This is a genomic window from Emticicia aquatilis, from assembly GCF_014644295.1.
Lineage (GTDB): Bacteria > Bacteroidota > Bacteroidia > Cytophagales > Spirosomataceae > Emticicia > Emticicia aquatilis.
Map to the genome: position 1 here is coordinate 35,036 of NZ_BMKK01000024.1, position 12,393 is coordinate 47,428.

Consider the following 12,393-nt stretch of genomic DNA (forward strand, 5'->3'; position numbering starts at 1 on the left):
CCATTTTATTAGCTACTGACTCCATTTAAACGTTCATTCACTCTGTTCCTTTGGCAGTAGGAGAGGTTTCAAACGTTATGTATTTGTAAAATTTTTAATCAACAACTTTACAAATATCAATCGTTATGAAAAAAATTAAGGCCCTGTTAGGAGTAAGTGTTCTTTTAAGTGGAATGATGTTGGGTATCAGCTCTTGTGATACTAACGATGATGCAATGCCAGCTACCAAAGACGTGGTAGATGTAGCTTTAGCGGATAGTCGCTTCTCGACTTTGACTAAACTTTTGACTGATAACGGACTTGTTTCGACGCTTAAAGGTACAGGGCCATTTACGGTTTTTGCTCCAACCAACGATGCGTTTGCAAAAATTGATGCCAGTAAATTAACCAATGCTGAATTGGTAAATATCCTAAAATCTCACGTTGTTAGTGGAAGAGTATTGGCAGCTGATGTGAAATCTGGGGTTGCAACTTCACTTGGCTCGTCAATTTACTTGTCAAAAAATTCTACTGGAGTTTTTATCAATGGCAATAGCCAAGTAACAACTGCCGATGTATCAGCATCAAACGGAATTATTCACATTATTGATAATGTAATTGTACCACCAACAAAAAGTTTGGTTGAAATTGCTCAAGGAGACCCAAATTTCTCAGAATTAGTTTCTTTAGTATTGGCAGCTGATGCGTCGGTAGTTACTGCATTGTCTTCTGCTTCAGCAAATGGACTTACGGTTTTTGCTCCAACCAACGCAGCTTTTACCGAACTCTATAAAACTACTCCAAAAGCAACTTTGCTCGCACCAGCCAACAAAGCATTATTGACAAGCGTATTACTTTATCATGTAGTACCAGGTCGAGTATTTTCGTCTGATTTACCTAATGTAAGTGGTGAAGTTAGTACTGCCAATACGGCTGCAAAACTTACTTTCGACTTAGCGGGAGGTGCAAAAGTAAAAGGTAAATCGAGTGGTAATTCTAATATTACAGCGGTGAATATTCTCGGAACAAATGGTGTAGTTCATGTGATTGACAAAGTTTTATTGCCGTAATTATAAGTTAATATTTTAGTAAGGTCGGAGTGTTCGTTTGAATACTGCGACCTTTTTTGTTTTACGAAAAACAAGGTTATATAAAACAATTTTCAGAACACGAAGTTTTATATTATACCAACTACCTATTTATTTATTACTGCTGAAATTAACAAACTGTTTTTCACTTTGAGTTAAATAAGTAATAATTAGTCTAAAATTGAGAGATAAATGAGGGAGTTATTTTCTGAAGAAAAAGTATCCACAGCTGATAGAATATCGGAACTTCTGAGGGATTTTAGTGCGGAGATTAAGATACAGAAGGTTGATTTAATCAACGAAAGTATAAATTGGCTTAGCCCAATACAGCAGCAACAATCAGGTAAATCAAATTTCAAAAATCGCTTTTTAGTAAAAACTGGCAATAATATCTTATTCAAAAATATTGATGAGATTGCCTATTTCTTTGCCGAAGATAAAATTGTGTATTTGGTTTCGGTAGATGCCAAACAATACATAGTAGATTATCGTTTGGAGCAGCTCGAAACCCTCCTGAATCCGCACGTTTTTTATAGAATCAACCGTAAGTTTTTTATAAAAATTGATGCCATTCAGAAAGTTAAACAGCTATCCAATAATCGTTTACAGTTATTCTTAAAGCCTCATTTTGAGCAAGAAATATTTATTAGTAAAGATAAAGTAAAAGAATTTAAGGCTTGGCTCGACCAATGAATTGGCTTTTAACTTACTTGTTTTTTCTCGATAAATTCTTTGAAAGCCTTACGGTAAGTATCACTTATAGGAATGAAGTTTTTGCCGATTTGTACTTTTTCTTTGTCAATGGCATCAATGGCATCGAAGGCAATGATATAGGAGTTATGAATTCTAATAAATTGATTTTCTGATAATTGGCTTTCTAAACTTTTCATAGTTTGAAGCGTAACTATCTTTTTGAGTGTAGAGTCTTTATCTTTCGTATGGATACAAACGTAATCTTTTAGACCTTCGATATACTGGATTTCGTTTAGGCGTATCTTGACGAGCTTTGTGCCGTCTTTCACAAAAATAAATCCTTGATTATTGTCAGGACTCACCGTTATTTCCTGCACGATTTTTTCTTGTACAACTGGCTGGGTTGCAGTTAGGCGAATGGTTGCTTTTTCTACTGCTTTCAGAAAACGTTCGAGACTGATGGGTTTCAATAGATAATCAAAAACTTCCAATTCATAGCCTTCAAGGGCATATTCAGAGTAGGCGGTTGTCAGAATCACCAAAGGTTTTTTTTGTAAGATTTTAAGCAGCGTAATACCTGTAATTTCAGGCATCTGTATATCTGAAAACAAAATATCTACCGTATTTTCACGCAAAAAATCTAAAGCTGCCAACGAACTCGAAAATGATTTTAGCAAATTTAGATGCGGCACTTTCTTTACGTAGGCCTCCATTAGGTTTCGAGCCAGAGGTTCGTCTTCGATGATTATACAGGTTAACATTAATTATTAATGTTTAATTGTTAATTGATTAAGCCAAGTTCAGTTTCAAAACCACGATATAATCTTTATCGTCTTCATTCACAATCAATTCATAGTTATTCGGGTAGCTGAGTTCTAAGCGACGATTGACGTTTTGTAGGCCAATTCCCGATTTTTCGTTGGTTGTTTCGAGGTTTGGGGGCAATTTACTATTTTCTACACAATATGTGCATTGTTGACCATTTATATCAATCGAAATATTTACGTAAGCATCGGTCATGCTATTGCTTACACCATGTTTGAAGGCGTTTTCGAGAAATGTGATAAAAATCAGCGGTACAATCTGCACTTCATCTGGGTTTCCCGAAATATCAAATGTAATCGGTATCTGATTATCTAATCTGAGTTTTTCGAGGCTGATATAATTTTTCATATACTCAATCTCTTTCGTCATCGAAACCTTCGGGTGATTTGAATCATAGAGCATGTATCGCATCATTTGTGAGAGTTTCTCAATAACTTCGGTTGTATTTGGCGAATTTATCATGGCCAAATAATATAGATTATTGAGTGTATTGAATAAAAAATGCGGATTCACTTGAGCTTTCAAGAAGCGTAATTCGGCCGTTAGTTTTTCGTTTTCAATCTCACTTTTCTTGGCTTCTAATTCAAACCAATCTTTTGCGAAACGTAACATCCCGATAAAAATAGCTATGAAAATAGCCGCAATTACGTGCTGACTGATAAATTTAGTAGAATACAGAAAGCCCTTAGCTTCTTTGATTTCAAGATAGATATATCTCTTCAAGAAAATATGGCACGTAATAATAATGGTGAAAGGAATCAGAAATTCGATTAAATATTGGCCGAAATTTTTGTGTACCAAGAAACGAGGCAAGCAAATAAAGTAATTGAAATAGCTGATTAAGGCCATAAAGATTATCTGAGTGGAAGCATCAAAAAATGACCGTTGATAATTTGGTTCTTCTCCGTGGCGGCTAAATGTAATTTGATAGAAAAAAAATGAGAAATATAACGCCCAAAAGGATAGGTGTAATAGTAATATTCTGTTGGTCGGTAGTCCGAGGGTCGGCCCCCCGAATTTTTTAATGAAATTCTGCATTGTTTTTTAATTAAACGATTGCCAGATGTATATCGGCTTCATAAATAATATCAAAGTTTGCCTAAAAAGAATCTTAAATGCAACTATTCTGTGGTACTTTAAGGTGCTTTTTGCCTCTTTTTCTACAATTCGGCTTTCTTGGTCGATATTTTGGCAAAAATATTCTGCACTTCGGCATTGTCGAGTTATCGGCCGAGTTGTCGAGTTGAACGCCGTACTTATCTAATACCAAAAATTGTTTCAAAAATTACTGTTTGTTTTGTTGCATAATTTAACGAGGCCGACAATCCTCACAGTTTTTTAGAACCGAAATTCAAAATATTAAATAGCACTGCAATGAAAAAGTTAGCATCAATACTTACACTAATTATAGCTGCCACTACACTGGCAACTGCTCAGTTTGGTCCTGGTGGCCCTGGTGGGATGGGTGGTGGACAAAGAGGAGATGGCAATGGCCGTCCTCAAAACACACAACAAGCACCCACTTTTAATTTAGAAGGAAATGCTCCAAAAGGAAATTCAAAAGTTTTTGGTTTTGTGATTGACGAAAGCGTATCAACTGCTGTTGAGTTTGCTAACGTTGCTCTTTATATAAAAGACACAAAGAAAGTAGTTGACGGAACAATCGCTGACGAAAAAGGTAAATTTTCGATGAGCCGTGTTGCCGCTGGCGAATATAACTTGGTTATTACATTCATTGGTTTCAAAGACAAAACCATTGAGGTTAAAGTAGAAAAAGGCAAAGACAATGATTTGGGCGTAATTAAACTCGCACAAAGTGTAAAGCAATTAGAAGAAGTAACTGTTACGGCTGAGAAATCAATGATTGAAGAAAAAGTTGATAGATTAGTTTATAACGCCGAAAAAGATTTGACATCGAAAGGTGGCGATGCAGCCGATATTTTGCGTAAAGTTCCGATGTTGTCGGTTGATTTAGACGGTAACGTTTCATTACGTGGTACTTCAAACCTTAAAGTTTTGATTAATAACAAGCCATCTACAATCGTTGCGAGTAGCATTGCCGATGCCTTGAAAATGATTCCTGCCGATTTGATTAAAACGGTTGAGGTAATCACTTCGCCATCAGCTAAATATGATGCAGAAGGTTCGGGTGGTATCATTAACATCATCTTGAAAAAATCTACTTTACAAGGCTTAACGCTTAATGTTGATTCGGGTGTGGGTATTCGTGGTTCAAACCTGAGCTTAAATGGTAATTATCGCCAAGGAAAACTTGGTGTAACTCTCGGTGGTTTCGGTCGTGTATTTTATAATAAATCAGCTACATCATTAGACCAAACAACGGTAAGAAACGGTATTCCTACACTAACAAATCAAACGGCAGATGCTTTTGATAACGGTCTTTTCGGAAGATATAATTTAGGATTTGATTATGATTTAGCTAAAAATCAATCGCTTACGGCTTCGGTAGCATTCGGTACTCGTAATTTTACTCGTTCGCAAGATTTTACTATTAATCAATACACAAACAGTGTCTTAAATTCTACATCATACCGTGATGTAACGAGCAAAGATTTATCAAATTCGGTTGATATCAACCTTGATTATATCCGTACTTTTAAACCATCACAAGAATGGTCGGTTTCTGGACAATTTAGCCAAAACAAATTGACAAATAATTTCTTTACTGATTTATTAAGTAATTCACAGGAATTGGTTAGCCGTCAGAAAAACTTGAATAAAAACTTTAACAACGAAGTTACCTTACAAACTGATTATCAGACACCAATCAAACAAAATCAAATGTTTGAGGTAGGTTTGAAAACTGTAATCCGTCAAGTAAACAGTGATTACGAATACCTAATCGCTAACCCAACAGGTTCGTTTTCGTCAGATGCTCGTAATCCAGCAGGTTTGTTGAATTACAGCCAAAATATTGCAGCAGGTTATTTGTCATATACTTATTCAACAAAAAACAAATATACATTCAAAGTTGGTAGCCGTTATGAATACACAACAATTACTGCCAACGACCAAAAAGGAACAATCTCGATTCCAGCTTATGGCAATCTCGTACCGAGCGTAAATATCTCAAAAAGCGTAGGTAAAGCTTCAACATTGAAATTAGCTTACAATAACCGTATTCAACGTCCAGGTTTGCAACAATTAAACCCGAACTACAATGCGTCAAATCCGCAAAGTATTTCGATTGGTAACCCAAGCCTAAGACCGGAAATCTCTAATAACCTTGAGTTTAGTTTAAGCACAAACATCAAGAAAACATACTTAAATGTTTCGGTGTTTGGTCGTCAAACCAACAACTCTATCACACGTATCTCAATGCCATCTGATAGTGTAGTTGGAGCAATCATCACAACATTCCAAAACATTGGTAAAGAACAAACTTACGGTACTAACATCTTCGGTAACTTCTTTATCACGCCAAAATGGACTTTGAATGGTGGACTTGATTTGTATTACAACTACTTAGAAGGACAGCAAACAGGTTTGAATGGTATTTCGTCAACAATTAGTAACTCAGGTGTTGTTGTTGGTGGACGTTTACAATCATCTATCACACTCCAAAAGGGTTGGGCCATTCAAGCATTCGGTGGATTCAGAGGCAACCGTGTACAACTTCAAGGAACACAAGGTGGTATGGGTATGTACTCAATCGGAGCAAGAAAAGAATTTGCTAACAAAAAAGGTAGCCTTGGCTTAGCAACTGAAAACTTCTTCGGAATGAGAATGAAAAGCACCCTTACAACGCCATTGTTCAATCAAGTTAGTATCAACAACATTTATAACCAAAACATTAAGCTGACATTTAGCTATAAAATTGGTAAAATGAAGTTTACACAAACCAAACAATCGAAAGTGAAAAACGATGACGTGAAGTCAGGTGGTGATAATAACAATAACTAAGAAAAGTGGGCTAAGTGTATCAAAATGGCTTTAGGGGAGGGGTTCCCTAAGCCATTTTCCAAAGCCCAAAAGATATAAAAGATTTTTATTTTGATTAGGTTGAAAAATTAGAAGGCTTGTGATATTCGGCAAGCCCCTTCTTTTTTTATTCAAAGTTCTGATGAGAGTCAACGTTAATTGATTTTCATTCGTACTGTAAAAAAAGCTTATTGAAATTCTGAATAAATACCAATATAGTTTTCTCAATAATTAGTATTTTTATAAAATAATCAACTCTATTAAGACTATGAATCAAGAAATTATCAACCTTTTCGACGAGTACACCCACAAACCGCTCACTCGAAGTGATTTTATGGCACGATTGGCCAAACTCACTGGCGGTACTGCCGCAGCTATTGCCATTTTGCCTCTTTTAGAAGTAAATTATGCCAATGCCATGACAATAGCCGAAGATGATGAAGATATTACAACCGAAGATATTACATACGAAGGTGATGGCTCTACGATGAAAGCGTATTTGGCTAAACCAAAGAAAATTTCGGGTAAAATAGGAGCGGTTTTAGTGATTCACGAAAACCGTGGTTTGAATCCTCATATCAAAGACGTTACTCGTAGAGTTGCAAAAGCTGGCTATATTGCACTTGGTGTAGATGCCCTTTCACCATTTGGCGGAACTCCAACCAACGAAGACGAAGCACGTGGATTATTTGCCAAACTTGATGCTCCGAAAAATGTGAATAATTTCTTGAAGGGTTTTGATTACCTACGTTCACTCAAAGAGTCTAACGGAAAAACAGCTTGTGTTGGTTTTTGTTGGGGTGGTGGACTTGCTAATCAATTGGCGGTAAACTCGCCTAAACTTAATGCTGCCGTTGCTTATTATGGCCGTCAGGCCGATGCCGTTGATGTGCCAAAAATTAAGGCATCGTTGATGTTGCACTACGGCGGACTTGATGAGCGAGTAAATGCCGGAATTCCTGCTTACGAAGCTGCTCTTAAAGCCGCTGGTACAAAACATGAGATTTATATTTATGAAGGTGCCAATCATGCGTTTAATAACGATACGGCTCCGACTCGATATAATGCTGAAGTGGCAAAATTAGCATGGGAGCGAACCCTCCGTTTGTTTAAAGATACTTTATCGTAAATTTATAAACGAACCACGAGTTTGCTTGTATATTTTCTGAGTACTAACCTTAAATTCTATAATTATGTTGAAGAAAATTGCTCTTGGAGTCGGAGTAGTGTTGATTCTGATTCAGTTTATTCATCCTGAAAAAAATCTTTCAGATGATAATACATTCGATATTTCAACAAAATACAACGTCCCAACTGAAGTTGCTAATGTGCTGCAAGTAGCTTGTCGAGATTGCCACTCAAACAAAACAGCGTATCCGTGGTACAACAATATTCAGCCAGTAGCATTTTTCTTAGCACATCATGTAGATGATGGAAAACGACACCTTAATTTTTCGACTTTCACTAAGTTGCCGATTGCCGTACAAAATCATAAGCTTGAAGAGGTAATGGAAACGGTCGAAGAAAAAGAAATGCCTTTGGAGTCTTATACCGCTCTCGGCTTGCACAAAGAAGCAAACCTTACGGCTGCACAACGCCAATTAATTATTGATTGGGCTAAGGCACAAATGGATACTTTGAAAGCCAATTACCCCGCCGATAGCTTGGTAATGAAGCGTCGTAGTCCAGAAGGACAAGCCCGAGATTAATACGTTTAGTCTATTTAGTTAATGGATTGTTAATGTTCTTGAAATAGTTTGTCTGAACATTATATGTTATTACATTTGTCTGAGTATTTCGTCTAATTATTCATAGTATTAACCAAAAAAAAACACAGTAAAATGAAAAAAATCACAGTACTTGCTATTGCTTTATTAGCATCAGTTGCATCTTTTGCACAGAAATGGTCACTTGACAAAGCTCACGCTAAAATGACTTTCACTGTTACTCACTTGATGATGTCAGAAGTTGACGGTGTATTCAAAAGTTTCGATGCAACAATCACATCTTCAAAAGAAGATTTCTCTGATGCAGTTTTTGAATTAACTGCTGATATGAAACAAGTGACTACTAACCAAGAAATGCGTGATGGTCACCTTCAAAAAGCTGATATGTTTGATACAGAGAAGTTTCCAACATTGACTTTCAAAAGCACAGGAATTGCTCCTGCTGGTCCAAAAAAATATAAATTGACTGGTAACCTAACAATGAAAGGTGTAACAAAACCAGTTACTCTCGACCTTACATTGGTTGGTACAGGTGCAGCTCGTGATGGCAAAAAATTAGTAGGTTTTAAAGCTACTGGTACAGTAAAACGTACTGACTTCGGTGTAGGTGCAATGCCTGGTGCTGTTGTAGCTGAAGATGTAGAACTTCGTGCTTCTGGCGAATTCAAAGCTAACTAAATAAGGGTTTGACCTTTTATAAAAAAGCATGCTGAGAGCGAATCTCGGCATGCTTTTTTGTTTTAAAACCATTTTTATGACTTTCATCATATTTTTCGATATTCAGCTTTGATAGTTTTGTCCACAAGATTCTAAGAAAGGCAAAGATATGACAACAGTAAACGACCTCATTGATAATTCTAAAATGCTTCAATTGATTACGGAGCGATTAGATAGTACTCCAAAAACTAAATCAATCACTCATCTCGAAATGAACCACGAGCTGATTGAGCTGATTTTGGATTTATATAATGACGACGAAGACTTCCCTTTCGAGAAAATGCAGAAGTTTTCGGTAGAAGATATTCTGGATTATTTGCAAGCTACTCACCAATATTATTTGAGTAAGAAATTACCCGAAATAGAGCAGTCTTTGTTACATATTTTTAGTAAATATGGCCAAAGCCACCATCTATTGGCAAGTTTGGCTATTTTCTTCAATGATTATAAAAATAAATTGGTTGAGCATATCCGAATGGAAGAAAAACAATTATTTCCATATATCAGACGAATGATTGTGGCTTCTAAGATAAAGCCAGTGTGTGCCGAAAGTTTAGACCTCGACCCTGAGTTTTCGATAGAAAAATTTATTGCAAGCCACTCACCAATTGAAGACGAGCTAAAAGAAGTGAGTGAGATTATTAAAAAATATTCGGACAACAAAACCACTCCATTACCTTACAAAGTTTTCTTAAATCAAGTTGAATTATTTGAGCTTGAACTTCGCAAACACGCTATCATTGAAGACCACGTACTGGTGCCAATGGTTGTAGAATTGGAGAAGAAAACAAAACACTTATCTCATTAAAAACACATACCCTTGGATAGTATAAGGCCAGATGAATGAATGTTCATCGGCCTTTTTTTGTTGTTAGAGTGTTATGACATATCTTTATAGAGTCGAGCAATCCTTAGTCGGATGTTTTATTGTAGCAATTTAGATTTTTAATAACAGGAAAAGCCTATTTCAACTTCTTACTCATTAGAAAATGTACAAGAAACTAATCACCTTATTGGTATCCATTTTTACTGTTTTTCAAACGCAAGCACAACAAACTCCAAAAGGTTTACTTTGGGAGATTTCTGGTAATGGGCTTTCACAGCCATCATATCTTTACGGCACAATCCATATAATTTGTCCTGACAAGTTTTTCTTGCCCAAAAGCACAGCTGAGAAGTTTAAAACCGCTCAACAAATCTTCTTAGAAATTGATATGGACGACCCACAGATGCTGTTTAAAGCTCAAAAATTGATGATGTCGGCCGATGGTAAAAAGCTAAAAGATTTAATGAATGAGACTGATTATAAGTTGTTTGGTGAATATTTTAAGAAAAATGTCGGAATGGATGTTGCTGCATTTGGCACAGCCAAACCGATGTTTTATATGAGCATGGCTTTGATGAAATCAGCGGGCTGTCCGATTCCCAAGTCTTATGAAGAATATTTTGTAAAAGAAGCCAAAAGCGAAAATAAAGAAGTTTTGGGGCTTGAAACCATCGAAGAACAAATGGCTTTGTTGAATAATGCACCCTTGCAACAGCAAATTGATTGGTTGATGGAGATTGTCAGAGAGGCCGAAAAAAGCAATGAAACATACGACCAGATGTTAGATTTATATAAAAAACAAGATATTGAGGCATTGACCAAAATGATTTCGGAAAAGATGGTAGGTATGAAAGGCATCGAAGACGAAATGCTTGATAAGAGAAATCAAAATTGGATACCTGTCATTGAAAAAAACATCAAACAGAAACCAACTTTCTTTGCAGTAGGAGCGGGACATTTGGGTGGAGAGAAAGGCGTTCTGAAACTTTTGCAACAAAAAGGTTATACTTTGAAAAGTTTAGAGTAGAAAATCTTGAAATTTTGTTGAAACCAAACAATCACGGCTTATTTATTGCTAATAAGCTACTTAATGTTATATTTGTAGATATTAAAGCTTTCATAAGTCCTATTTAATTTATAAAAAATTGCAATTTACCGAACTTAACCTTCATGATGATGTCTTAACTGGAGTGGACGCCATGAATTATTTACAAGCCACTCCGATACAGCAACAAGCCATTCCGATTATTCTTTCAGGTAAAGATTTGATAGCTTCGGCACAAACTGGTACGGGTAAAACTGCCGCCTATTTGATTCCGATTTTAGATAAAATTAGTCGAGAACCCAGCAATCATACATCTGCTCTTATTTTAGTTCCGACTCGTGAGCTTGCCAAACAAATTGATGAGCAAATTGAAGGTTTTAGTTATTTTATAAAAGCAACCAGTATTGCGATTTACGGTGGAGGAAAAGGCGAAGACTGGGACCAACAACGTAAAGCCTTAGTAAAAGGTGCTGATATTATCATTGCCACGCCTGGCCGATTAATGGCACACATGAACTCGGGCGAAGTAAAATTTGATAATTTGAAATGCTTAATTTTGGACGAAGCAGATAAAATGCTCGATATGGGTTTTTCGGACGATATACTTTTTGTATTGAAGCATTTACCCCAAAATCGTCAAAATCTGATGTTTTCGGCAACGATGCCTAAGAAAATCAGAGATTTTGCTGATAAAATACTGAAAAATCCAGAAGAAATTCGTTTGGCAGTTTCAAAACCTGCGGTGGGAATCGACCAACAATTTTATTTAGCTTCCGATGAACAAAAACTTCCTTTATTGATTCATTTGATGAAAAATACAGTAGCTGAATCGGTTATTATTTTTACATCGCAAAAAGCAATGATTGATAAAGTTGTTCGGATGCTCAATCGAAATAAATTTGAAGCGAAGGGTATTTCGTCGGATAATTCTCAAGAAGACCGTGAAGAATCATTGCGAGGTTTCAAGAATAAACAATTCAAGATTTTGGTAGCTACCGACGTTCTTTCGAGAGGGATTGATATTAATAATTTGAACTTGGTAATAAATATTGATGTACCTCGTGATGCTGAAGATTACATCCATCGAATTGGACGAACAGCACGTGCCGAAACTACTGGAACAGCCTTTACCTTTATCAACGAAAAAGACCAATATCGCATAGCAAATATCGAAAAACTACTTGAAAGAGAAGTTGAGAAGCAAAATATTACCGAAAGCTTAGGACTCGGAAAAGCACCCGAATACAAAGCATCTCAGTCAAGAAAACCTTACAGAAAACCAACGGGAAAGAAGAAGTTTTTTAATAAAAAAGGAGTTGATAATAAAAAGCCAGCTGTTTCTTAAAAGTCTTAGGCATACAAAATGATAAAAGCGAGCTAACTTTTTGTTGGCTCGCTTTTATTGTTGTAAGGCATCAATGGATTATATAAAGTCGAGTGAGTGGTAATACCACTCGACTCCTGTATTTAATTACTACAGCCTTGTATTTCAGCTTTGAAAACAGCCCCTGATTCAAAACCTGGACTGAGAACAATACTCTTACCAGCTTG

General features: G+C 36.2%; 12 protein-coding genes. 9 read left to right on the plus strand and 3 right to left on the minus strand.

Annotation, left to right across the window (positions count from 1 at the left end; all coding sequences use genetic code 11):
- Nucleotides 1-125 precede the first annotated feature (125 nt).
- Both IEX65_RS27625 and IEX65_RS27630 read left to right on the plus strand, forming a co-directional pair.
- A complete protein-coding gene (locus IEX65_RS27625; RefSeq protein ID WP_188771592.1) occupies nt 126-1,049 on the plus strand; it encodes a fasciclin domain-containing protein in 924 nt (307 codons plus the stop codon).
- A 210-nt stretch (nt 1,050-1,259) separates the two neighbouring features.
- On the plus strand, nt 1,260-1,760 hold the full coding sequence (locus IEX65_RS27630; RefSeq protein WP_188771593.1) for a LytR/AlgR family response regulator transcription factor: 501 nt from the start codon (nt 1,260-1,262) through the stop codon (nt 1,758-1,760).
- An 8-nt stretch (nt 1,761-1,768) separates the two neighbouring features.
- Here IEX65_RS27630 and IEX65_RS27635 read toward each other — a convergent pair whose 3' ends face one another.
- Both IEX65_RS27635 and IEX65_RS27640 read right to left on the minus strand, forming a co-directional pair.
- Complete coding sequence (locus tag IEX65_RS27635) at nt 1,769-2,521, minus strand: LytR/AlgR family response regulator transcription factor (RefSeq protein ID WP_188771595.1); 753 nt, start codon at nt 2,519-2,521, stop codon at nt 1,769-1,771.
- A gap of 28 nt (nt 2,522-2,549) precedes the next feature.
- Nucleotides 2,550-3,623, minus strand: a complete 1,074-nt coding sequence (locus tag IEX65_RS27640; protein ID WP_188771597.1) for a sensor histidine kinase — start codon at nt 3,621-3,623, stop codon at nt 2,550-2,552.
- Between the two features lie 336 nt (nt 3,624-3,959).
- Here IEX65_RS27640 and IEX65_RS27645 point away from each other — a divergent pair, with 336 nt between their 5' ends.
- From IEX65_RS27645 to IEX65_RS27675, 7 genes are all read left to right on the plus strand, one after another.
- A complete protein-coding gene (locus IEX65_RS27645) occupies nt 3,960-6,509 on the plus strand; it encodes a TonB-dependent receptor (RefSeq protein ID WP_188771599.1) in 2,550 nt (849 codons plus the stop codon).
- A 286-nt stretch (nt 6,510-6,795) separates the two neighbouring features.
- The gene (locus IEX65_RS27650) at nt 6,796-7,656 is read left to right on the plus strand and encodes a dienelactone hydrolase family protein (protein WP_188771601.1); all 861 of its coding nucleotides are present in this window, start codon (nt 6,796-6,798) and stop codon (nt 7,654-7,656) included.
- Nucleotides 7,657-7,720: 64 nt separating this feature from the next.
- Nucleotides 7,721-8,236, plus strand: coding sequence for a heme-binding domain-containing protein (locus tag IEX65_RS27655; RefSeq protein ID WP_188771603.1), 516 nt, complete (start codon nt 7,721-7,723; stop codon nt 8,234-8,236).
- A 132-nt stretch (nt 8,237-8,368) separates the two neighbouring features.
- The gene (locus IEX65_RS27660; protein WP_188771604.1) at nt 8,369-8,932 is read left to right on the plus strand and encodes a YceI family protein; all 564 of its coding nucleotides are present in this window, start codon (nt 8,369-8,371) and stop codon (nt 8,930-8,932) included.
- 148 nt (nt 8,933-9,080) lie between these two features.
- Nucleotides 9,081-9,779: a hemerythrin gene (locus tag IEX65_RS27665; protein ID WP_188771606.1), complete on the plus strand. Its 699-nt coding sequence runs from the start codon at nt 9,081-9,083 to the stop codon at nt 9,777-9,779.
- A 181-nt stretch (nt 9,780-9,960) separates the two neighbouring features.
- Nucleotides 9,961-10,824: a TraB/GumN family protein gene (locus IEX65_RS27670; RefSeq protein ID WP_188771608.1), complete on the plus strand. Its 864-nt coding sequence runs from the start codon at nt 9,961-9,963 to the stop codon at nt 10,822-10,824.
- 118 nt (nt 10,825-10,942) lie between these two features.
- Nucleotides 10,943-12,187, plus strand: coding sequence for a DEAD/DEAH box helicase (locus IEX65_RS27675; protein ID WP_308424976.1), 1,245 nt, complete (start codon nt 10,943-10,945; stop codon nt 12,185-12,187).
- Nucleotides 12,188-12,309: 122 nt separating this feature from the next.
- Here IEX65_RS27675 and IEX65_RS28260 read toward each other — a convergent pair.
- A partial coding sequence (locus tag IEX65_RS28260; protein WP_374757866.1) for a 3-coathanger stack domain-containing protein occupies nt 12,310-12,393 on the minus strand: 84 nt, incomplete at its 5' end.

What these genes read in the sequence shown, in the direction of transcription:
- IEX65_RS27645 (WP_188771599.1), top strand. Translation starts at nt 3,960, where the DNA reads ATGAAAAAGTTAGCATCAATACTTACACTAATTATAGCTGCCACTACA.
- IEX65_RS27650 (WP_188771601.1), top strand. Translation starts at nt 6,796, where the DNA reads ATGAATCAAGAAATTATCAACCTTTTCGACGAGTACACCCACAAACCG.
- IEX65_RS27625 (WP_188771592.1), top strand. Translation starts at nt 126, where the DNA reads ATGAAAAAAATTAAGGCCCTGTTAGGAGTAAGTGTTCTTTTAAGTGGA.
- IEX65_RS27655 (WP_188771603.1), top strand. Translation starts at nt 7,721, where the DNA reads ATGTTGAAGAAAATTGCTCTTGGAGTCGGAGTAGTGTTGATTCTGATT.
- IEX65_RS27665 (WP_188771606.1), top strand. Translation starts at nt 9,081, where the DNA reads ATGACAACAGTAAACGACCTCATTGATAATTCTAAAATGCTTCAATTG.
- IEX65_RS27670 (WP_188771608.1), top strand. Translation starts at nt 9,961, where the DNA reads ATGTACAAGAAACTAATCACCTTATTGGTATCCATTTTTACTGTTTTT.
- IEX65_RS27630 (WP_188771593.1), top strand. Translation starts at nt 1,260, where the DNA reads ATGAGGGAGTTATTTTCTGAAGAAAAAGTATCCACAGCTGATAGAATA.
- IEX65_RS27635 (WP_188771595.1), bottom strand. Translation starts at nt 2,521, where the DNA reads ATGTTAACCTGTATAATCATCGAAGACGAACCTCTGGCTCGAAACCTA.
- IEX65_RS27660 (WP_188771604.1), top strand. Translation starts at nt 8,369, where the DNA reads ATGAAAAAAATCACAGTACTTGCTATTGCTTTATTAGCATCAGTTGCA.
- IEX65_RS27640 (WP_188771597.1), bottom strand. Translation starts at nt 3,623, where the DNA reads ATGCAGAATTTCATTAAAAAATTCGGGGGGCCGACCCTCGGACTACCG.